Consider the following 20,304-nt stretch of genomic DNA (forward strand, 5'->3'; position numbering starts at 1 on the left):
CGGGATTTATTTTTTTGCACAAAAAAGGAGCTACGCACTAATCACTTAGTGCGACAGCCCCATTTAAAGAACACTTTTCTTATGATTTCAACTATATCTTTTATAGTTTCTACATAATCACCTATATGCTCTTTAGTTTCTATAGCACTAGCAGTGGTTTCTGTTATGACCTCACTTACATCCTTTAGATTTTCACTTAAGGACACAATATTTTCTGAGGCTTTAGGTAATGAAGTAGCTAGTTTGTTTATATTCGATTCATTATCATCAATGATCTTATTTACCTTTGTTAGAACTTGAGATACTTTATGCAGTGTTATAATTAAGTATACCATAGCTACAGCGCCTAAAGTTCCTAATAAAAGATAGCCTAGTGTAGACACCTGTATAGTCATATTAAACCTCTCTACTTGCTTTCTTCACAAACTTTTTCTTCTTCGCAGCTATTAATTTCAGCTTCCTTCTCTTCACAAGAACCCTCACAACATTTTTTACCCTTTTTTTCATTTAAATAAGTAACTATTTTTTCTTTAGCTTCTTGGTAGTTAGTTTTAACTTCTTCAGTTTTTTCTTCTAAAGCTTTTTTTGCTTCATCAGCTTTAGTTTTAATTGAATCATTTACTTCCTTAGCTTTATTTGATATATCTTCTCTGGTCTCTTTTCCAGACTTAGGCGCAAAAAGCAAGCCACCTGCAATTCCAGCTAAAATTCCAGCTGCAGCTCCTGTAGCAACTTTTTTTGCAGTTCTAATTTTTAATTTTCTCTCTTTTTCTAATCTTCTTTGTTCTAAAATTGATTTAAGGCTCATAATTAATCCTCCTCCATAATAAATGATTTTTTAGATATAATATAATATATTATATATCATAAAAAAGGCTACTTGTATTGTAAAAAATGGACACTAATTAAAGATATTTGTAGGAACTTGTCCAACAAATTCTTTAAACTCTTTTATAAAGTGAGATTGGTCGTAGTAGCCATTGTCAATGGCTATGTCAAGCCAATCCACCATATTAGATGCATTGATTGAATATAAAGTATTTTGAAAACGAACTATTCTACAAAAGGTTTTAGGAGAAATACCAATTATTTTATTGTATTTTCTATGGAGCATTTTTAAGGATGTATCCATAGTCTCGCATATTTCATTTACAGTAATCTGACCTTTTTTTTGATATATATAATCTAAGCTTAAAGTTACAAAGGAATTTTCAAATTTACAATTCTTATCATTTACAAATTCTAAAATATGAGTATCAATTATATCTGTATAATTATTGATATTTTCAATATCTATTAAATTAAGAGGAACATACTTTGGAAAATCTTGTACATAGTTTTTTAATGGCGTAAATTTATTGATAAAGCCATCTGCAGGAAGGTTAAGCATACTATAATTTCTTCCTGGCAAAAGTCTTATTCCAAAAAGATTTATATCACTATCCACAGGCATTATAAAAGATTTATTAATTGCACCTAGAATAAAAGTGCTGTTTTCAATATTATGTTCATTTAAATCAAAAACTATATTAAAGCAGCCATCAGGAATAACACCTAATGAAAAAGGCTGATTAAGTCTTTGATTAGACCTCAAATACCAATAGCAGAATACTTGGTCATTTAGATTATCACAAGGATAAAATTCTTTATAAATTAAATTATTAAAATTATTATTAAAAAATAAAGGTATTTGCGTAGATTTAAAACTCATAGTATATACTCCATAGATTAGCTTTTTTTCATATATGTTGTAATACAATTATATCATAAATTTTGACAAAAAATTAGTATATTTTTATGAATTTTATTATTGCATAGAAACAAGTTAAACTGTGGTATTTATTATATCTTATGAATTAGATTATTCTTTTTTAAGTATTTGTGAATTTTGAAAACCATCCACTCTATTTTTAAATAAATATGATAAAATATATATGTGTAACAAATGAAAATAAAATATTATTATTTAGGTTCCGAGTACATAAAAGTTTAGTTTGGAAACCTATAGGTGGAAAGGATTAGGTATGAATATAGCGTTTTTTCTTACACCCAAGAGTGAAGTTATTTTTGAAAATTTAGAAGCTACAATGAGACAAGTATTAGAGAGGATGGAATATCACGGGTACTCTGCCATACCAATTATTGATAATAAAGGAAGATATGTGGGTACGTTGACAGAGGGAGACTTGCTTTGGAAGTTAAAAAATACACCAGAACTTAATTTTAAAAATACTGAGAAGGTTAAATTAGAAGAGATACCAAGAAAAATAAAGCATAAGGCAGTAACAATAAATTCTGATATTGAGAGCCTTATATCTTTAGCTGTAAGTCAGAACTTTGTGCCAGTAATAGATGATAACGGTATCTTCATTGGCATAATTAAAAGAAGTGATATAATTAACTATTGCTATAATGGTATGTGTGAAGCGAAAAAATAAACAAACATTAAAAAAGCGACTTATGTCGCTTTTTTCTTGAAAGAGGTGATAATATGATATGTATAATTTCTCCATCAAAAACCATGGACTTTGACAGAAAGCTTGCAATAGGTGAATATTCTATTCCTGAGTTTCTAGAGGAAGCACATGAAATTTCATCCATATTGAAGCAATATAGTCCTGAGGATTTATGTGAGCTTATGGGTATTAGTAAAGAATTAGGAGAAAAAAATTTTTTTAGATTTCAAAATTGGAGCAAGGATATAGATCAAAGTGCTAAACAAGCTATAATAGCTTTCACCGGAGATGTTTATAGAGGGATTAATGTTCAGGATTTTGGGGAAGAGGATTATTTATTTGCTCAAGAACACTTAAGAATATTATCTGGACTATACGGTCTGCTTAAGCCTTTAGATTTAATAAAACCCTATAGGTTAGAAATGGGGATTAAGGTTAAGAATAATATGGGTGATAACCTATATAGCTTTTGGAAGCATAAACTCACATTAAATTTATTAGAACAGCTTCAAAGGCAAAGTTCTAAGGTTCTTGTAAATCTTGCATCAGAAGAGTATTCCAAGGCCATAGATTTTAAAAAGTTAACGTCAGGTATAACTACCATTGCTCCAGTATTTAAAGAATATAGGGGAGGGAAATATAAGATAATAGCTATATATGCCAAAAGAGCTAGAGGGCTTATGGCTTCTTACATAATTAAAAATAGAATAGAAAATTTAGAAGAACTTAAGAACTTTGATTTAGAGGGCTATGGATATAACGAAGTGCTATCCTCTAAAGGAGAGTTTATATTTACAAGAAATCAGACGGAATAGGTGATTGAAATGAATTATGAAGAAATACTATCAATGGATGCAAATATGGTTTTAAGTATATTGAATATGAAGCTTAGAGATGAGTTTAGCAGCTTAGATATGCTTTGTGAAGATTTTAATGTATCTAAAGAAAAAATTAAAGATAAGATGAAAGAAATTGGATATGTTTATAGTGAAGAAAAAAATCAATTTACAGTAATTTAAATTTTTAAGACAGGGATAAATAAATTCTCTGTCTTTTTATTTTCTTCATAAAAAATACATAAAAAATTGATAGTTTAATCTTAGAAACATAGGCCTTATATACAAAATTAGTGATATATATTGTTTAAGGAGGATAGGTATGAAGAAAAATAAAATCATAACATTATTAGCTGCTGTAACAATTAGCATAGTCTTGTTATCAGCTTGCAGCAAAGGAAACTCATCGGCTAATGACAATGCATATAAGTCCATTAACTCTATAATTAAGGAAAATAGAGATAAAGTAGGCTTTCATGCGGAAATGTCTCATTGGGGTTTAAGCCTGCAGGGGGAGGAAAAATTTGAATGGACTAAGGATCCTTCTTCTAATGAAGCTGACTTTGCCATGGTAATTTTAGCGGATCCTTTCATAAAAGCTGGATTAGATACAAATAAACTAGATAGTAAGGAGATTATATTTAAGAAAGCATCTAAGGAAGGTAATATGGAGAACTCCAACTTGCTCATAAGACCCTTAAATATTAGTGATAAAAGACAAAATTCTGATGGAGCAGAGGATGCTATAAGAAGGCTTTTTAAAATGGATAAAACAAATATAAAGGGAGAAGATAATTATTATAAGTTAGACTTAGGAAGCTCTTTTGAGGTTAAATGGAAATACCAAGAAGAAGACAAAAGTGCAGAAGTAATTTTTTATATAGACCCAGAGCCTCTGTTTAAGGCTGGATTAGATAGAAATAATATGGATGAAACGGGCTGGAGTATAGAAAAAAGTGCTGGTATGGAAAAGTTAAGTAAAAAATATATCATAAAAAAATAACTATTGACAATAACCCCAGGTAGGTATATTATAATACCATAATACCCCCCGGAGGGGGTGTATGGAGGTGCGAGATGAACGAAGAAAGAAAAAAGGCTTTGCAAGCTTTAAAGACTAGCAAAGGACAGATAGAAGGAATAATAAAGATGTTAGAGGAAGAAAGATATTGTGTTGACATCTCTAATCAAATAATTGCTGCTCAAGGGTTATTAAAAAAGGCCAATATGTTGATTCTCAGGCAGCATATGAATCACTGTGTAAAAGAAGCTTTTTTAAATGATACTGGTGAGGAAAAGGTTGATGAGATAATGAATGTATTTCAAAAGCTGCTGGAAAAATAAGGAGTGATGCATTTGAATAAAATTCTAAAAATAGAAGGGATGACTTGTGCAGCTTGTGTGAAGGCTGTGGAGAGAACCTGTAAAAAGGTAACTGGAGTAGAAAGTGCAGAGGTTAATTTAGCTACGGAGAAACTTAATATAACTTTTGATGAAAGTCAAGTGACTATTGAGGATATTCAAAAGGCTGTGGATAAAGCAGGATACAAGGCTCTCCTAGATACTTCTAATGTAGTGTTAAAGATAGAAGGAATGACCTGCGCAGCTTGCGTTAGGGCTGTAGAAAGAGCAGTAAAGAAATTAGATGGCATTGTAGAAGCTAATGTAAATTTAGCTACAGAAAAATTAAATGTATCCTTTGAGCCTTCAAAGGTAAATATACAAGATATAAAACAAGCAGTATTAAAGGCCGGATACAAAGCTTCAGAGGAAGAATCCATTGATAAGGATAAATTAAAAAAAGAAGCTGATATTAAAGCTTTATGGAAAAGATTTATCATATCTGCCCTATTTACAGTTCCTCTATTAGTAATATCTATGGGACATATGCTGGGATATCATTTGCCAGATATATTGGATCCCATGACAAGCCCCATGAATTTTGCTATAGTTCAATTGATATTAGTAATACCTGTAATGTATGAAGGAAAGAAGTTCTTTAAAGTTGGATTTAAGTCTTTATATATGAAGAATCCTAATATGGACTCATTAATTTCTATAGGAACCTGGGCAGCATTCTTATATGGCCTATTTGCAGTATATCAAATCATAATTGGAAATGTAGATTATGCATATAAATTATATTTTGAATCTGCTGCCACCATATTAACCTTGATAACCTTAGGAAAGTATTTAGAATCAGTTACTAAAGGTAAGACTTCAGAAGCTATTAAAAAGCTTATGGGATTAGCCCCTAAAACTGCAACTATAATAAAAGAGGGTAAAGAAGCCGTTATTCCTATAGATGACGTTATGGTAGGGGACATATTAGTAGTAAAACCAGGAGAAAAATTACCTGTAGATGGTGAGGTCATTGAAGGTATGACTTCCATTGATGAATCCATGCTAACAGGAGAAAGTATCCCTGTAGAAAAAACTCCAGGTCATAAAGTAATTGGTGCAAGTATAAACAAAACAGGTTATATAAAGTATAAGGCTACCAAGGTTGGAAAAGATACTGCTTTAGCGCAAATAATCAAACTGGTGGAGGAAGCTCAAGGATCTAAGGCGCCTATAGCAAAACTAGCAGATATCATATCTGGATATTTTGTACCAATAGTAATATCCTTAGCTATAATTTCAGCTTTAGTTTGGTTCTTTGTAGGAGAAACTCCGGTATTTGCATTAACTATTTTTATATCAGTATTAGTCATTGCTTGTCCTTGTGCCCTAGGATTAGCTACACCTACAGCCATAATGGTGGGTACAGGTAAAGGAGCAGAATATGGAGTGCTTATTAAGAGTGGAGAGGCCCTAGAAACCTCTCATAAAATAAATACTATTGTTTTTGATAAGACAGGTACTATAACTGAAGGCAAGCCAAAGGTTACAGATATTGTGACTAATTTAGGGGATGAAAATGAAATATTACAGATTGCAGCAAGTATTGAGAAGGCTTCAGAGCATCCTTTAGGAGAGGCTATTGTTAAATATGCAGAGGAAAAGCAAATCCAGTTCTTGGCTGTAGAAAGCTTTAATGCTATTGCAGGTAAAGGTATTGAAGGAATAGTGAAAAATAAGAATACTCTATTAGGAAATAGGAAATTAATGGCGGAGAGAAATATAGATATAAGCAGCCTAGAAGATAAATCCGTTACCATAGCTTTAGAAGGTAAAACCCCTATGTTTATTTCTATAGAAGGTAAGCTAGCAGGTATAATTGCTGTGGCAGATACAGTAAAAGAAAGCAGTAAAAGAGCCATTGAAAAGCTGCACTCCATGGGCATAAAGGTAGCTATGCTCACAGGAGATAATAAGAGAACTGCGGAGGCCATAGGTAAGCAAGTAGGTATTGATGTCATAATTTCAGAGGTATTACCACAGGATAAAGCTAATGAAGTAAAAAAACTTCAGGAACAAGGATACAAGGTTGCTATGGTGGGAGATGGTATTAATGACGCTCCAGCCCTAGCTATGGCAGATGTAGGTATTGCCATAGGTTCTGGTACCGACGTGGCTATGGAATCGGCAGATATAGTGTTGATGAGAAGTGATTTGATGGATGTTCCCACAGCTATACAACTTAGTAAAAACACCATAAGAAATATAAAACAGAATCTATTTTGGGCCTTTGGTTATAATACTTTAGGAATACCAGTAGCTATGGGCATATGGTATGCTTTAGGTGGACATCTATTAAATCCAATGATTGCAGCTCTTGCCATGAGTTTTAGTTCAGTATCAGTTTTATTAAATGCATTAAGATTAAAAACCTTTAAGCCATTAAACTAAGAATTTAAACAATGAAAAATTGTTTAATATAAAATCTACAAATAGAGAGGAGTAATTGTATTATGAAGAAAAAATTATTAATAGAAGGAATGAGCTGCGGACACTGCGTAAAACATGTTAAAGAGGCTCTAAGTGAATTGGAAGGCGTAAGCTCAGTGGATGTAGATCTAGCATCCAAATCAGCAATACTTGAAGGAGAAGTATCCGAAGATAAGATTAAATTTGCTGTAGAAGATGCAGGCTATGAAGTAGTTTCTATAGAAAATATATAATAAAATTCAACCTTACAGTAATCTGTAAGGTTGTTTCCCTATAAGAGGATGTAAAAAACATAGGTGTTCTTTTTCACGGGCCGCTGGTGGGGCTCCATGTACGGTATAGGGAAACCTATAGAACACCTTTTTTCACATCCTCCTATAAGCTTATTTTTTCATTTAGGAGGATAAATGGATATAAAAATATTGATTGTAGACGATGAGCTTAAAATTATTGAGGTAGTTAAGTCTTACTTAAATAAAGAAGGCTATAAAGTATATGAAGCTATGGATGGAAAAAAAGCTTTGCAGATTTTTGATGAAGTTAACCCCGCATTAGTAATTTTAGATTTAATGCTTCCAGATTTATCAGGGGAAGAGCTATGCAAAACTATTAGAAAGAAGAGCCGGGTGCCAATTATCATGCTAACTGCAAAGGTTGAAGAAGATAATGTAATTCAAGGCTTTAACCTAGGGGCAGACGATTACGTAACTAAACCCTTTAGCCCAAGACAATTGATTGCTAGAGTAAAAGCCCTATTAAGACGCAGTGAAGATGATATTATGACATTAAGTGATATAAGCAGTTATAATGATAATGAGCTTATCATAGATAATTTTAGGCACGAAGTTAGGAAAAATGATAATTTAGTCAATTTAACAAATACAGAATACAAAATATTAATTACCATGGCCAAATATCCTAAGAAGGCCTTTACTAGAGAAGAATTGGTTCTTTTGACTATGGGAGATGATTATGACGGCTTTGACAGAGTTATAGATACTCACGTAAAGAATTTAAGGCAGAAGCTTGAAGAGGATACGAAATGCCCCAAGTATATTAAAACTGTTCATGGAGTAGGATACAAATTTGGTGGTGAATAGATGAAAATAAGCTTGAGAAATTATTTAACCCTTTCCTATATATTTATAGTAACCTTAACAATATTATTAATAGGCATATTAGTAAACTTTTTTTTGGAAAAACAATTTAAAGATTATGTAATAAATAATTTGGAGAATAAAAGCAGAAGCGTTGCTACAGCCGTAGAGGAGCAGTACAATAGTGGAACCTGGAATAAGGCTATCATTGAAAGGGTAGGCATGAGTGCTTTAGAAAATGGGTTAATACTAAGGGTTCAAGATGCTCAGGGTAATAGAATATGGGATGCTAGAGAGCATAACAATGGAAAATGCGAGGCTATGATTGCCCATATGGCTGAGAATATGATGGAAAGATATCCTACTTGGAAAGGGGGATATGTAAGTAAAATATATGATTTAAAAAAAGGAAATACTGTGATAGGTTCAGCTACTATAGGTTATTATGGTCCTTATTATTATAATGATAATGATTTGCTATTTCTTAAGACCTTAAATAATATATTTATTGTGGTAGAGATAATATCACTGCTGCTAGCTATATTAGCCGGAATTGGCATGAGCAGAACTTTGAGCAAACCTATATTAACCGTGGTAGGTGCTACGGATAATATATCGAAAGGTAAGTATAAAAGTAGGGTAGATTCAGAATCTAATATAAATGAGCTTAACAGTTTGAGTAATAGTATTAACGATCTAGCTGCAACTTTAAATAGACAGGAGCTTTTAAGAAAAAGGCTAACAGAAGATATATCTCATGAATTGAGAACTCCTTTAACCACATTACAGAGCCATATGGAGGCTATGATAGATGGTGTGTGGGAGCCCACGAAAGAAAGAATAGAATGCTGCTATGAAGAAGTGGTGAGGCTAAAGGGCTTGGTAGGAAGCCTAGAAAAGTTAGCTAAGTATGAAGCAGATAATATAATACTTAACAGAAGTAATTTTAATATTAGCGAATTAATAAATAAGATAAATATTAATTTTCAGGGAATGGCCTTAACAAAAAACATAAAAATAGTGACCTCCGTTGAAGATTTTACATTATGTGCTGATAAGGATAAGATAAGCCAGGTGTTAATTAATGTGATTTCAAATGCTATAAAATATACAGAAGATAAAGGTGATATTTTAATAAAAAGCTATAGATTAAATAATGTTGGAATTATTGAAATAAAGGATAGTGGTATTGGTATTTCTAAGGAGGACTTGCCATTTATTTTTGAAAGATTTTATAGGGTTGACAAATCAAGAAATAGATTTACTGGAGGAGCAGGAATAGGCTTAGCCATTACAAAATCTATAGTGGAAGCACATAATGGAAGCATTAAGGTAGAAAGCGAAGTTGGAAAAGGAACTAAATTTACAATATTACTCCCTAATAATATAAGCTGTACCTAATAATCATAGGTACAGCTTATATTTATTTATTTATACTTTCATAAACTGAAGCTATAAAGTCAAATTCCTGTTCGTCACTAATCTCTCCAAAGTTATCTTCTGAGATTCCAGGATAGTAATATAGTATGAACTTCTCGTCTTTACTCATGAGACTTTGAATGATTATATACTTTCTGTCTAACTCACAATCTTGCAATGTAGCCAGTACCTTATACCTATCTTCAGCGCCAGTTCTATCATTAGTCAAGTTTAAAATATAGTTGTCGTGGAAGGTAGCGTTAATTTTTTCGTGGTCACAATAAACTATCTTTGAGCCAGGTCTACAGCCAAGACAACTATCAAACTTGCAGGTAGCGGTACAATTTAAGCAGGCACATTTACCACATTTTTCAAGTTGGTTAAAATTATCTAGATTATCAGCTTTATAGGATTCTAAAAGTCCAGAATATTTATCATTATTGAAAAGCTTTGAGAAAAAGCCCTCTTTTTTGCTATCCCTTTCAGCTGAATCTAGTAATTCCATATATTTTTTTAACACTGGTAACTTTGTTATATATTTTCTGTTAGATAAATCTTGCTTTTCAAGAAAGGGAGATACGTTATCTATGGCATAGTTTATATCTACAAAGAGCTTACCATAACGCTCCCTTTCTGAATTTAAAAACCCCTCCATCTTATCCATACTGTCACCTATTGTTGTTTATATTTTTCTAATTCTGCATCTAGATCTAATTCCTTAAGCTTTTCAAATTCCTTATCTAAGGAGTTATCGGTTCTTAAGTCTTCAAGACCTTCAGCCATAGCTTCTTTCTTTTGAATCTTTCTTTCTATATCGTCTATATTTATTCTGTTATTGCTAGTTTGAACATTAGCTAATATTTCATTTACTTTCTTGCTAGCTTCTGCATTGTTATATCTTGCAGCTGCTTCATCTCTATAGTTTCTTGTTTTTTCTATTTCTTCTTCTAAATCTCTAAGATTTTTCTTGATGACTTCGGCTTTCTTTGAAGCTTCCTCATAGCTAGCTTTTAAGGACTCATGTTTTTTATCTGCCTCTAATTTCTTTTCAAGGGCCTTCTTAGCTAATTCTTCATTTCCCTTGCCCATGGCAAATCTAACTTTTTCATCAAATTCTTTTGACTCCTTAATAGAAGCTTCCATCTTCTTTTCAATTTCATGCACATTACCTAAAATTTGAGCAGAAGATAATTTTGCTTTGTTTAAACTCTCTTCCATATCCCTTATTTTTTGATCTAGTAGTTCTACTGGATTCTCCATGTTGTCTAATGTGTCATTGACCTTTGCTCTAAACATATTTGATATTCTGTTGAAAATTCCCATAATACAACCTCCTAAATTTTTGTTATTTTCTTCTAAATAAATTTTTTAAAAATTTTATAATCAAAACAAGTATGATTATAAAAATTATAAATCTAATGATTGAACCGATTAAGCTAAAGCCTGAGGATACATATCCCCCAGAGCTATTATATCTGCTCCCACCCCATGGAATAGGTATAGGTATTGGAATCCATGAGGATTTAGGCTTATCATACTGGTTTCCATAATTTTTATTAGAGGAACTGCTCCCACTGTTTGAACTATTGTTTTGGCTGGAGGAGCTGCTGTTATTCTTATTTCCTGCTGGTGTATTAGAAAAGCTGCCAGATTTAAACCCTCCAGAAGAAGATTTTGAAGTACTTCCAGAAGACTTAGAGGAGCTATTATTTGACCAGCCTGATGGTTTTGAAGGGGAAGTAGTCTTAGGGGTAGAACTCTTAGGAGTGCTACTTTTAAAGGAACCCGATTTAAAACCACCAGAAGAAGCTTTTGGAGCTGCAGTTGCTACCATATAAGATTGCTCATATCCTGCAAAATTTAATAGATTATCTCCATAAAAGCTAGTTATCATAAAAGTAAAAGCTAATAGTATTGAAAATAAAAAGCGCTTTTTATTTATTTTTCTCACCCCCACATATAAATAATCATTTATGTAAATAAGAATTAACCATGAATTAATTATAAGTTATAATATACTATATTACAAACTATAAATTAACTCGTTTTAGGTAAATTCATACTATTTTATTAGTATAAATTACTAGAACTTCAAATATCTCTATGTATCTTTATATATCATCATTTTTCAAAGAGTTTAAAAGAAAAGAATATTGGATTAAGTGTTATTTTATACTGTTTAATGCTGAACTATATATTATATGGATTGTAGGATTTCTTATCATATTAAACTTATAAAAATATATGACCTACAAAGCACATTATCTTAAGCTTTCCTCCTTTCATTATCAATATTCTACCATAATAATATGACTATGTTATATTAATTTTATAATAATATTGTATTCAAAAATAAATAATATATTTAAGTTATTCAAAGCATAGTGAAACTTGCTTTACTGCTAAGGTTTATGTAAAATAAAGTTATTAGGTATGCAAGAGATGCCTTAAAGCAAATAATCTATAACTGCAAAAGGAGAGGGAATTAATGACTATAGAAAATTTTGAAGAGAAGTCAATGGAAGATTTATTTAAAGGTGCCTATGATTTTAAGAGAATACGTAGGGGAGATATTATAAAGGGTAAAATTATTAAGATTACAGATAAAGAGGCTTTTGTAAATATTAATTATATATCTGATGGAATTATTCCAAAAGAAGAACTTACCGATGACCTAGAATTGGATCCTAGAGATATTTTAAGTGAAGGACAAGAGATTGATGTTATAGTGCTAAGTACCGATGATGGAGAGGGCAATGTTCTGGTTTCAAAGAAACAAGCAGATGCTATTAAGGTCTGGGAAGAGATGGAAAGTAGTAAAGAGCTAGGTACAATTATTAAAGTTAAGGTAAAAGAAGCTGTTAAAGGGGGAGCTGTAGCCATGATAAAGGGCATAAGAGCCTTTATTCCAGCTTCACAATTAAGCTTGAATCATGTTGAAAATCTAGAGGATTTTGTAGGTAAAGAATTAGAAGTTAAGGTTATTGAAGTAAATGAAAATGATAACAAGATAATATTGTCAAGAAAGATAATTGAGAAAGAACAGGCTCAAGATGCAAAAGATAAAATATGGTCAGAATTAAGTAGGGGAGAAAAAAGGAGTGCAGTAATTACAAGGTTAGCTAAATTTGGAGCTTTTGCAGATTTAGGCGGCTTAGAAGGATTAATCCATTTAAATGATTTATCCTGGAAGAGGGTCATGGATCCAGCAGAAATAGTATCTGTAGGGGATAAAGTAGAGGTTTATGTTATAGATTTTGATAAGGAGAGAAATAGAGTATCCTTAGGCCTTAAGTCTGTAGAAGAGGATCCTTGGAATCTTGCATCTTCCACATTAAAAGTAAATGATATAGTAGAAGGTGTAGTAACAAAATTAATGAACTTTGGAGCCTTTGTTGAAGTTAGCGCTGGCTTAGAAGGATTAGTGCATTTATCAGAGCTATCTGAAGAAAGAGTAATTAAAGCTTCAGATATAGTCAATGTGGGCGATAAGGTAAAAGTAAAGATATTAGGGATAGATGTTAAAAATAAAAAGCTATCCTTAAGCATTAAGGAAGCTATAGAAAAACCTCAAATAGATTATAGCGAATATAATGACAACGATAATGGAGTAACCCTAGGAGACTTATTAAAGGACAAATTCAAAGGATTAAAATTTGAGGAATAAAATATAATATAATTAAGATGAGGATGTCTGCATAGACATCCTCACTTTAATTTAAACTCTTTAAAGGTTACCCAACGATATTTTTCCCATTTTAAAATGCTTATATTATCAAAAAGTAAGTCAAAATTACAAAGTTGTTTATTTACATCAGTATATATCTGGTCAAAAGTAGCTTCTTCAAGTTTTGATACAATAGTACAATGATATACCTTTTCCTTTTTTTCATTTGCCTTCCACTCCAAATTGGGTATTTTTAGCAACTCTTTCATGTAGGTGTCTACTATATGTTTTCCTTCATCAGACATATTAACTTTCATATATAATACATTTTTTCTAAAGTATCCAAAGCCTTTTATGCTCATAGGAGCGCTGTTTTGTTTTGAACAAAAACTTTTTGTTAAATTTATTATTTCATTAGCATCTTCAATTTTAAAAGGGGCCTTTATAGTAAAATGGGCAGGTAGCTTTTGAGGTCTTACTTGAAATTTTTCACATACTTCTTCAACTAATTTTTCATGAAACTTTAAGGCTTCCCCTCTGATTAAGCATACAATAACATATCTCATAATTTTCACCACCATTATTTTAGTCTGTATAATATTATAAAAATTATTTATATCGATTATGTAAAACCTACCTATATTAATATGATATAATTTATCTAGCAAAAATTCTAGGAGGAATAAATATGAACAAGGCAGAACCATTTTATTTGAAGAGTCCTAAGAACAACATGAGACGCGACATTGCAACAGCTTTAATTATAATATTATTATCTATAGCAAATCCTCTATTCTTAATTATATTAGTTGCATATCTCCTATATTTATTCAATAAGGTTAAATATTATAAAAGTTATGAAGGACAATGTTTGGAAAAGGCCATAAACTATTTTAAAGCTGAAGATTATATAACTTGTAAAAAACACTGCCTAGAGATTTTAGAAAAGCAAAGTAATTATAATTGTAGTATTATGTTAGCCTTATGCTATTATTATACAAAGGATTATGAATTATTTATAAAAACTATGGAAGAGTTAGAAGGACGTAAAAAAGTACAGGATATAGATGTTAAACTAAAATTAGGTAAGGCCTATGAGGAATTAGGAGAGGGCAAAAAAGCCAAAGAGCTCTATGAAGAATTATTAAAGCTTTTTCCTAAAAGCAAATTTTTACAAGATAAATTAAAAAATTAAAAATCTATGTATAAAATTAGACAAATTTTTATTTTTTTTGTCATGTAAATGTTAAATATTATGAAAAATATGATATAATAAAAAAGTTAAAGTAATTATTTTGTATATATTTGCTGTTGGGGAGGCGTTTACATGGATTTGCTTATTCCTTCTATAGCAATTGCTATGTGGGGGACAACTATTTTAATTATAATATATATATATTTATATACTCTTGAGAATAAAGATTTTATAGGTATATGGGCTTTAAGTTGGGGAGTATTTTTGATTGGATTAGTGGCAACACTTTTTATGCTTAGAAGCCCTGAAAATGAAAAGATTTTATTTTTTATACATCAGCTTTCTGTGATCATCAGCAGTATGTTAGTTATTAAAGGCGCCTATAGATTCTTAGAAAAAAAAGCTGAAAGTAGAAATATGGTTTTAGTTTTTTTTGCAATTGCTTGGTTAGTAATTGGAACTTTATTTAACCTTTCGAGCTTTATAATTGCAGTTCCTACCTTTACATTAATATCTTTAGTTTTTATATGGTTTGGTATAAAAGTTATAGATAATTGGAAAGTTAAAACCTTATCTTTCTATGGTTTTAAATTAGGTTTTATACTTTGGGGAGTGCACCTATTTAACTATCCTTGGCTTAAGAGTTTTAAAGGTTTTGCTCCTTGGGGATTTATTATTGCCACAGGTCTTGAGTTTTTAGTGGCCATAAATTTTCTATTAATGTATTTTGAGAAGTCAAAAAAGGATTTAATTATAATTCAAAATAATTTAATAGAAAATGAAAATAAATTAAGCACAATTATAAAAAATCAAAAGGATAGTATTTTTGAGATTAATAACCATTGCAGATTCATATTTATTAGTGAATCTAGCAAGGATATCTTTGGGTATAACTCCACAGAAATGTTAGATAAATTTATTTATAGGTATGTTGATATTGATATAGAGAAATACTTTTTCAATAATAGTAAGATATATGATTATGTAGAAACTACTGGAGTCACTAAAGAAGGAAATAAGATATATTTAAATATAAATTGGAAACTTAACTATAATGAGTATGGGATTTTTACAGGTGCAGTAGGATCTATAAGAGACATTACAAATAACAAGATTTTAGAAGAAGTAATGGAATATGATAAATTTAAAACTGAATTTTTTGCTAATGTATCTCATGAATTAAGGACGCCATTGAACGTTATAAGTGCTACTATACAGCTGCTAGAATCTTATAATAAAAGCTCATTTTTTAAAGAAAATCCTGAAAACCTAACCAAATATATTAAGATAATGAAGCAAAATTCTTATAGACTGATGAAACTTTTTAATAATTTAATTGATTTAACAAAAATAGAATCTGGATTTTATAGTTTACAATTAAAGAATTATAATATAGTAAGTGTAGTAGAGGATATAACCTTATCTATAAAAGAATATACGGAAAGTAAAGGCATAAGGTTAGAATTTGATACTGAGGTAGAGGAATTAATCATGGCTTGTGACAGTGACAAGATAGAAAGAATAATGCTGAACCTACTTTCTAATTCTATAAAGTTTACCCCTAGCGGAGGAAAAATTTCTGTAGGTTTGTATGAAATGGATAGGCATGTTTATATAAAGATTAGGGATACTGGCGTAGGTATACCTAAGGATAAATTAGAAGATATATTCAATAGATTTTCTCAAGTTCATAACCCCTATGTTAATAATAGCAACGGTAGTGGTATAGGACTATCAATTGTAAAATCCCTAGTAGAGCTACATGAAGGTAATATAGCAGTGAATAGCGATCTAAATAAAGGAGCTGAATTTGTCATAAAAATGCCAATTAAGACTATAAAGGGACAACAGATAGTTCTAAATGATGTCGATACCAATAGAATTGGCGAAGAAAAAGTTAATATAGAACTTTCAGATATTTAGTTTTGTATTTATAGATAAACAATACGTAAACTTAATTTATACATGTTCCAAAATGTTAATTTTCACGACATTATGGGACATGTATAAATTAATAGTTGAAGTTGTTTATCTATAAATTTAATAAAATTTTATAAAATATTAAAGAGTTTGCTATAGATGGACGAAATATATATAGCGAGTAAATTTTAATAGTAACTCCCAAATACTTAGGGTAATGTTTTGAGAGGTATAAAATATGAAAAATATTATAATATTAGATAATAAACCTTATATTAGATATAGAGTAAGAGATATTGCTACCAAAAACGATATATTAGTCCATGAAGTGTCCAACTCTTCTCAACTATACACTAAATTGAATGAGTTGAAAAATGAGGTAGATCTGCTTATCGTTGAAATAAATTTAAAAGACGAAGATGGGCTAGAGATTATGAGAAATCTTAAAAAAAAGAATTTAAATATCCCGTTTATGGTATTGACCTCTTTAAATACAAGAGATGCTTTTATCAGGGCAGTTAAAGAGGGAGCTATAGATTATTTTCTAAAACCTTTTGATGATAGGATTTTCTTAGATAGAGTAACTAGACATGCAGAGGGGGATAACTCTATTGAATCCTCAAAAGCTATACAAAAGGATATTAAAGAATTACCTTTTAATGAATACTTTGAGGAAGAGATTAACAAAGCTCGAAATGGAGCATATAAGCTTTCAGTTATAATGACAATTTTCTTTAAGTCACTAAAAGATGTAACTATAGATTTGCAGAATGATAATGATAATATGGTAGTAACAGATTATATGTACAATAAATTAAAAGGGGCAATGCCAGAAGGAGGACGTTTCTGTAAATATGGATCTAGGACCTTTTTAGGTGTATATCCCTTCTGTGACAAGGAGCAGATGGATAAATTTAATAAAGATATAATGTTAAAAATTAACCATTTGAAGGATATAGATTCAGTAGCTACTAATTATTTTTTTGATTCTGTAACTGTAACCTTCCCAGATGATGGAAATAATGCTGAAGAGATATTGGATAAGATTACCGAAAAAATGAAGGAAAATATTAAGCAGAAACAAATAAAATCTGATAACCAAGCAGAAAGTGATCAAAAGAGCAAGGCTAGACGTAGAGCATAATAAATAAAAATTGTGAACTCAAAAAGACGACGGAAGTCGTCTTTTTCTTATAAGGTTACATTGCATTTAAGAAGAGTCTTACATTTTCCTCCCACCAATACCTTATAGTTATTCCTATCACTAAGAATCTTACAAAGAATTTTTGAGGGTCTATCCATGATTTCTCCTTGAGAAAAAATATATTCCTTTCCACTATCAATAATTTTATTTTTAAGAAGATAATAGGCTAATGCTCCGGAAGAAGAACCTGTGGCGGATTCTTCATTAATGCCATAAAGTGGGGCAAAATTTCTACAGCTTGCGGTAAAATTATTATCATCTAAAGTAAAGGCATGAACTCCAACAACTTTTTTCTTTTGAGAAAAATTAGTTAATCTATTAAAGTCAGGATTTATATTATTTAGGGTTTTTTTATCTTTTACGGGAAAGATTATATCATATAACCCAGTGTAAACAATCTGAGGGCTTAAAGTATGAGTTCTATCTCCTATATCGTTTATTGAAATATTTAGACAATCACAAAGCTCTAAAATTTCTTTTTCATCATATAAAGTTTCTCTAATACTTGGAAGAGCCTGTTCCATCATAATATAATCCTTCATTCTAAAAATTGAGTATTGAGAGGCTGAGTTATTGAGAAAGTGGCAGGGTTTTTCTTCTGTTAAACCGCAATCTAGTAAGGCATGGTAGGCTGCTAAGGTAGCATGACCACAAAAATCTATTTCAGAAGTCGGAGTAAAATATCTAACATTAAAATTATTATTATAACCAAGCTTTACAAAAACTGTCTCTGAAAAATTCATTTCTCTAGCAAATTTTTGCATAGTACTTTCATCTAAATTTTCATAAATCAATACTCCAGCAGGATTTCCTTCAAATACTTCTTCTGCAAAAGCGTCAATTATGTAAAAAATCATATAATTACCTCATTCCAAAAATTTTATTTAAAATATTAATATTTATTGTACCATATTATATAAATTTTAAAAATTGTAAAATACTAAAGAGGATATGAATTAAAAAAACTGTATATATAAATGTAAAAGTAGTATGTTTTATTGAAGGATTTTTATCAATAAAAATAGAATACTTACTTGAAAAATTCAAATTAGGCGTCTTGAAGAAATAACTATTGAAAGATGCCTTAAACAGTGTTTTTGAAAGGAAGGTAAAGTATATGTCTACATCAGTTTTAAAAGATTTAAGACCTTATGAAGTATTTAAGTACTTTGAGGAAATATCTCAAATTCCTAGAGGCTCAGGAAATGAAAAGGGCATAAGTGATTATTTAGTTAGCTTTGCAAAAGAGTTAGGCTTAGAGGTAATTCAAGATTCAGCCTTAAATGTAATTATTAAGAAGCCAGCAACTTTAGGATATGAAAATGCGCCCACTGTAATTATTCAAGGTCACTTGGACATGGTTTGTGAAAAAAATATAGGTACTGATCATGATTTTGAAAAGGATCCTTTAAGTCTAAGAGTTGAGGGAGATTATGTTTATGCTACAGGTACAACTTTAGGTGCTGATAATGGAATAGCTATAGCTTATGGTATGGCATTATTAGCTTCAAAGGATATAGCTCATCCTGCTATAGAGGTGCTTTTAACCACTGATGAAGAAACTGGAATGGGTGGAGCAATGAATTTAAACCCTGAAGATATAAAGGGAAGAATGTTAATAAATATCGACTCAGAGGAAGAAGGAAAGCTTCTAGTTAGCTGCGCAGGTGGATTGAGGGATAAAATAACTTTACCTATTCAATATGAGGAGATTAGTGCTAAGGGCGATGAAGTAGTACTAAAGGTTAGAGGATTAAAAGGTGGCCATTCAGGAATGGACATTAATAAAGAAAGAGGAAACTCTAATAAAATCATGGGAAGAGTATTAGTTGACTTATTAGAAGAAATAGATTATAGAGTAATTTCTCTAAATGGTGGTTCAAAGAATAATGCTATTCCAAGAGAATTTGATGCTAGACTTATGTTATTGGAAGATAAAATAGATGTACTAAAAGACAGGATTCAACATTGGAATAAAACTTTGAAAAATGAGCTTAAGGCTTCTGATCCAGAGATAAAAATAGAGTTAGAAGTTTTAGAACATAAATCACAAAAGGCATTCTCAAAGGACAGCACAGAAAAGGCTGTAAAATTGCTTTATTTAATTCCTAATGGAATTCAAACTATGAGCATAGAAATAAAGGGGTTAGTACAAAGCTCTACTAACTTAGGAGTAGTAACTACTGATGAAAATGAAGTTACTTATGATAGCGCTATAAGAAGTTCTATAGGTACTTTAAAGGAGGATATATTAGCTCAATCAAAACTTACTGCAGAGCTCATGGGAGCAAAAATTTCTACTCAATCAGCTTATCCAGAATGGCAATATGATGCTAACTCAAAGATAAGAAAGATATTCGAAAAAGTATATGAAGATTTAACAGGTGAAACTCCAGAAATAGTAGCTATTCATGCTGGGGTTGAGTGTGGATTATTTAAAGAGAAATTTGGCCAAATTGATATGATTTCTTTTGGACCAAATCTTTATGATGTTCATACTCCTGATGAGCATGTAAGCATCTCTTCCGTTGAGAGAATGTGGAACTACTTAATAGAGGTATTAAAAGCCATTAAATAAGATTTTTCTTTATCCATTGGTAAAACATTTTTTATATTTGATGTTTTACCAGTGGATATTTTAGGCATCTCCAAAAAAATAACTAGTCAGTCTACTCGTCT

Annotated in this window: 22 protein-coding genes; 14 read left to right on the forward strand and 8 right to left on the reverse strand. The window is 30.8% G+C overall.

Annotation, left to right across the window (positions count from 1 at the left end):
* Positions 1-41: 41 nt before the first annotated feature.
* The 3 genes from BN2665_RS11575 to BN2665_RS11585 all read right to left on the reverse strand — a co-directional run bounded on the left by BN2665_RS11575 (position 42) and on the right by BN2665_RS11585 (position 1,711).
* Positions 42-395, reverse strand: coding sequence for a hypothetical protein (locus BN2665_RS11575; protein ID WP_055667281.1), 354 nt, complete (start codon positions 393-395; stop codon positions 42-44).
* Between the two features lie 11 nt (positions 396-406).
* Positions 407-808, reverse strand: a complete 402-nt coding sequence (locus BN2665_RS11580) for a YtxH domain-containing protein (RefSeq protein ID WP_055667282.1) — start codon at positions 806-808, stop codon at positions 407-409.
* Between the two features lie 93 nt (positions 809-901).
* Positions 902-1,711 (reverse strand): helix-turn-helix domain-containing protein, encoded by an 810-nt coding sequence (locus BN2665_RS11585; protein WP_055667283.1) that lies wholly within the window; start codon positions 1,709-1,711, stop codon positions 902-904.
* Between the two features lie 313 nt (positions 1,712-2,024).
* Between BN2665_RS11585 and BN2665_RS11590 the strand changes: the two genes are divergently transcribed.
* The 9 genes from BN2665_RS11590 (at position 2,025) to BN2665_RS11630 (ending at position 9,621) form a co-directional block, all read left to right on the forward strand.
* Complete coding sequence (locus BN2665_RS11590) at positions 2,025-2,438, forward strand: CBS domain-containing protein (RefSeq protein ID WP_055667284.1); 414 nt, start codon at positions 2,025-2,027, stop codon at positions 2,436-2,438.
* Between the two features lie 53 nt (positions 2,439-2,491).
* Positions 2,492-3,271 carry a peroxide stress protein YaaA gene (yaaA, locus tag BN2665_RS11595; RefSeq protein WP_055667285.1) on the forward strand — a complete coding sequence of 260 codons (780 nt, stop codon included), beginning with the start codon at positions 2,492-2,494 and terminating at the stop codon, positions 3,269-3,271.
* A 9-nt stretch (positions 3,272-3,280) separates the two neighbouring features.
* The gene (locus BN2665_RS11600; RefSeq protein ID WP_055668380.1) at positions 3,281-3,475 is read left to right on the forward strand and encodes a DUF4250 domain-containing protein; all 195 of its coding nucleotides are present in this window, start codon (positions 3,281-3,283) and stop codon (positions 3,473-3,475) included.
* 139 nt (positions 3,476-3,614) lie between these two features.
* A complete protein-coding gene (locus BN2665_RS11605; protein ID WP_055667286.1) occupies positions 3,615-4,295 on the forward strand; it encodes a hypothetical protein in 681 nt (226 codons plus the stop codon).
* Positions 4,296-4,369: 74 nt separating this feature from the next.
* The gene (locus BN2665_RS11610; protein WP_055667287.1) at positions 4,370-4,636 is read left to right on the forward strand and encodes a metal-sensing transcriptional repressor; all 267 of its coding nucleotides are present in this window, start codon (positions 4,370-4,372) and stop codon (positions 4,634-4,636) included.
* Between the two features lie 6 nt (positions 4,637-4,642).
* A complete protein-coding gene (locus BN2665_RS11615) occupies positions 4,643-7,084 on the forward strand; it encodes a heavy metal translocating P-type ATPase (protein WP_055667288.1) in 2,442 nt (813 codons plus the stop codon).
* Between the two features lie 62 nt (positions 7,085-7,146).
* Positions 7,147-7,356, forward strand: a complete 210-nt coding sequence (locus BN2665_RS11620; protein WP_055667289.1) for a heavy-metal-associated domain-containing protein — start codon at positions 7,147-7,149, stop codon at positions 7,354-7,356.
* Positions 7,357-7,530: 174 nt separating this feature from the next.
* On the forward strand, positions 7,531-8,223 hold the full coding sequence (locus tag BN2665_RS11625) for a response regulator transcription factor (protein WP_055667290.1): 693 nt from the start codon (positions 7,531-7,533) through the stop codon (positions 8,221-8,223).
* Positions 8,224-9,621 carry a sensor histidine kinase gene (locus BN2665_RS11630; RefSeq protein WP_055667291.1) on the forward strand — a complete coding sequence of 466 codons (1,398 nt, stop codon included), beginning with the start codon at positions 8,224-8,226 and terminating at the stop codon, positions 9,619-9,621. It begins immediately after the preceding gene.
* Positions 9,622-9,643: 22 nt separating this feature from the next.
* On the opposite strand, the gene BN2665_RS11635 is transcribed toward BN2665_RS11630, so the two are convergent.
* From BN2665_RS11635 to BN2665_RS27335, 3 genes are read right to left on the reverse strand one after another with little or no spacing between them, the layout of a single operon-like run.
* Positions 9,644-10,303, reverse strand: coding sequence for a hypothetical protein (locus tag BN2665_RS11635; RefSeq protein ID WP_055667292.1), 660 nt, complete (start codon positions 10,301-10,303; stop codon positions 9,644-9,646).
* Between the two features lie 8 nt (positions 10,304-10,311).
* Positions 10,312-10,962: a PspA/IM30 family protein gene (locus BN2665_RS11640; protein WP_055667293.1), complete on the reverse strand. Its 651-nt coding sequence runs from the start codon at positions 10,960-10,962 to the stop codon at positions 10,312-10,314.
* A 22-nt stretch (positions 10,963-10,984) separates the two neighbouring features.
* Positions 10,985-11,590 carry a hypothetical protein gene (locus BN2665_RS27335; RefSeq protein ID WP_055667294.1) on the reverse strand — a complete coding sequence of 202 codons (606 nt, stop codon included), beginning with the start codon at positions 11,588-11,590 and terminating at the stop codon, positions 10,985-10,987.
* Between the two features lie 537 nt (positions 11,591-12,127).
* Here BN2665_RS27335 and rpsA point away from each other — a divergent pair.
* On the forward strand, positions 12,128-13,306 hold the full coding sequence (gene rpsA, locus BN2665_RS11650) for a 30S ribosomal protein S1 (protein ID WP_055667295.1): 1,179 nt from the start codon (positions 12,128-12,130) through the stop codon (positions 13,304-13,306).
* 41 nt (positions 13,307-13,347) lie between these two features.
* Here the strand turns inward: rpsA and BN2665_RS11655 are convergent, their stop codons facing one another.
* Complete coding sequence (locus BN2665_RS11655; RefSeq protein ID WP_055667296.1) at positions 13,348-13,872, reverse strand: 2'-5' RNA ligase family protein; 525 nt, start codon at positions 13,870-13,872, stop codon at positions 13,348-13,350.
* A 122-nt stretch (positions 13,873-13,994) separates the two neighbouring features.
* On the opposite strand from BN2665_RS11655, the gene BN2665_RS11660 reads away from it, so the two are divergent.
* The 3 genes from BN2665_RS11660 (at position 13,995) to BN2665_RS11670 (ending at position 17,565) form a co-directional block, all read left to right on the forward strand.
* Entirely contained in the window at positions 13,995-14,501 is a 507-nt protein-coding gene (locus tag BN2665_RS11660) for a tetratricopeptide repeat protein (RefSeq protein WP_055667297.1), read from the forward strand.
* Between the two features lie 132 nt (positions 14,502-14,633).
* Positions 14,634-16,424, forward strand: coding sequence for a PAS domain-containing sensor histidine kinase (locus tag BN2665_RS11665; RefSeq protein ID WP_055667298.1), 1,791 nt, complete (start codon positions 14,634-14,636; stop codon positions 16,422-16,424).
* Between the two features lie 235 nt (positions 16,425-16,659).
* Positions 16,660-17,565, forward strand: coding sequence for a response regulator (locus tag BN2665_RS11670; protein ID WP_055667299.1), 906 nt, complete (start codon positions 16,660-16,662; stop codon positions 17,563-17,565).
* A gap of 47 nt (positions 17,566-17,612) precedes the next feature.
* Here BN2665_RS11670 and BN2665_RS11675 read toward each other — a convergent pair whose 3' ends face one another.
* On the reverse strand, positions 17,613-18,482 hold the full coding sequence (locus BN2665_RS11675) for a PhzF family phenazine biosynthesis protein (protein ID WP_055667300.1): 870 nt from the start codon (positions 18,480-18,482) through the stop codon (positions 17,613-17,615).
* Between the two features lie 260 nt (positions 18,483-18,742).
* Here BN2665_RS11675 and BN2665_RS11680 point away from each other — a divergent pair, with 260 nt between their 5' ends.
* Entirely contained in the window at positions 18,743-20,203 is a 1,461-nt protein-coding gene (locus tag BN2665_RS11680) for an aminoacyl-histidine dipeptidase (RefSeq protein ID WP_055667301.1), read from the forward strand.
* The last annotated feature ends 101 nt before the right edge of the window (positions 20,204-20,304 follow it).

The organism is Desnuesiella massiliensis, assembly GCF_001403615.1.
In the GTDB taxonomy this organism is placed as follows: domain Bacteria; phylum Bacillota; class Clostridia; order Clostridiales; family Clostridiaceae; genus Desnuesiella; species Desnuesiella massiliensis.

Excerpts from the sequence above, each read along its gene's own strand:
- BN2665_RS11670 (WP_055667299.1), top strand. The coding sequence starts at position 16,660 with ATGAAAAATATTATAATATTAGATAATAAACCTTATATTAGATATAGA.
- BN2665_RS11630 (WP_055667291.1), top strand. The coding sequence starts at position 8,224 with ATGAAAATAAGCTTGAGAAATTATTTAACCCTTTCCTATATATTTATA.
- BN2665_RS11625 (WP_055667290.1), top strand. The coding sequence starts at position 7,531 with ATGGATATAAAAATATTGATTGTAGACGATGAGCTTAAAATTATTGAG.
- BN2665_RS11605 (WP_055667286.1), top strand. The coding sequence starts at position 3,615 with ATGAAGAAAAATAAAATCATAACATTATTAGCTGCTGTAACAATTAGC.
- BN2665_RS11615 (WP_055667288.1), top strand. The coding sequence starts at position 4,643 with ATGCATTTGAATAAAATTCTAAAAATAGAAGGGATGACTTGTGCAGCT.
- BN2665_RS11655 (WP_055667296.1), bottom strand. The coding sequence starts at position 13,872 with ATGAGATATGTTATTGTATGCTTAATCAGAGGGGAAGCCTTAAAGTTT.
- BN2665_RS11640 (WP_055667293.1), bottom strand. The coding sequence starts at position 10,962 with ATGGGAATTTTCAACAGAATATCAAATATGTTTAGAGCAAAGGTCAAT.
- BN2665_RS11610 (WP_055667287.1), top strand. The coding sequence starts at position 4,370 with ATGAACGAAGAAAGAAAAAAGGCTTTGCAAGCTTTAAAGACTAGCAAA.
- BN2665_RS11620 (WP_055667289.1), top strand. The coding sequence starts at position 7,147 with ATGAAGAAAAAATTATTAATAGAAGGAATGAGCTGCGGACACTGCGTA.
- BN2665_RS11580 (WP_055667282.1), bottom strand. The coding sequence starts at position 808 with ATGAGCCTTAAATCAATTTTAGAACAAAGAAGATTAGAAAAAGAGAGA.
- BN2665_RS11590 (WP_055667284.1), top strand. The coding sequence starts at position 2,025 with ATGAATATAGCGTTTTTTCTTACACCCAAGAGTGAAGTTATTTTTGAA.
- BN2665_RS11675 (WP_055667300.1), bottom strand. The coding sequence starts at position 18,482 with ATGATTTTTTACATAATTGACGCTTTTGCAGAAGAAGTATTTGAAGGA.
- BN2665_RS11585 (WP_055667283.1), bottom strand. The coding sequence starts at position 1,711 with ATGAGTTTTAAATCTACGCAAATACCTTTATTTTTTAATAATAATTTT.
- BN2665_RS11575 (WP_055667281.1), bottom strand. The coding sequence starts at position 395 with ATGACTATACAGGTGTCTACACTAGGCTATCTTTTATTAGGAACTTTA.
- BN2665_RS11660 (WP_055667297.1), top strand. The coding sequence starts at position 13,995 with ATGAACAAGGCAGAACCATTTTATTTGAAGAGTCCTAAGAACAACATG.
- BN2665_RS11680 (WP_055667301.1), top strand. The coding sequence starts at position 18,743 with ATGTCTACATCAGTTTTAAAAGATTTAAGACCTTATGAAGTATTTAAG.
- yaaA (WP_055667285.1), top strand. The coding sequence starts at position 2,492 with ATGATATGTATAATTTCTCCATCAAAAACCATGGACTTTGACAGAAAG.
- BN2665_RS11665 (WP_055667298.1), top strand. The coding sequence starts at position 14,634 with ATGGATTTGCTTATTCCTTCTATAGCAATTGCTATGTGGGGGACAACT.
- rpsA (WP_055667295.1), top strand. The coding sequence starts at position 12,128 with ATGACTATAGAAAATTTTGAAGAGAAGTCAATGGAAGATTTATTTAAA.
- BN2665_RS11635 (WP_055667292.1), bottom strand. The coding sequence starts at position 10,303 with ATGGATAAGATGGAGGGGTTTTTAAATTCAGAAAGGGAGCGTTATGGT.
- BN2665_RS11600 (WP_055668380.1), top strand. The coding sequence starts at position 3,281 with ATGAATTATGAAGAAATACTATCAATGGATGCAAATATGGTTTTAAGT.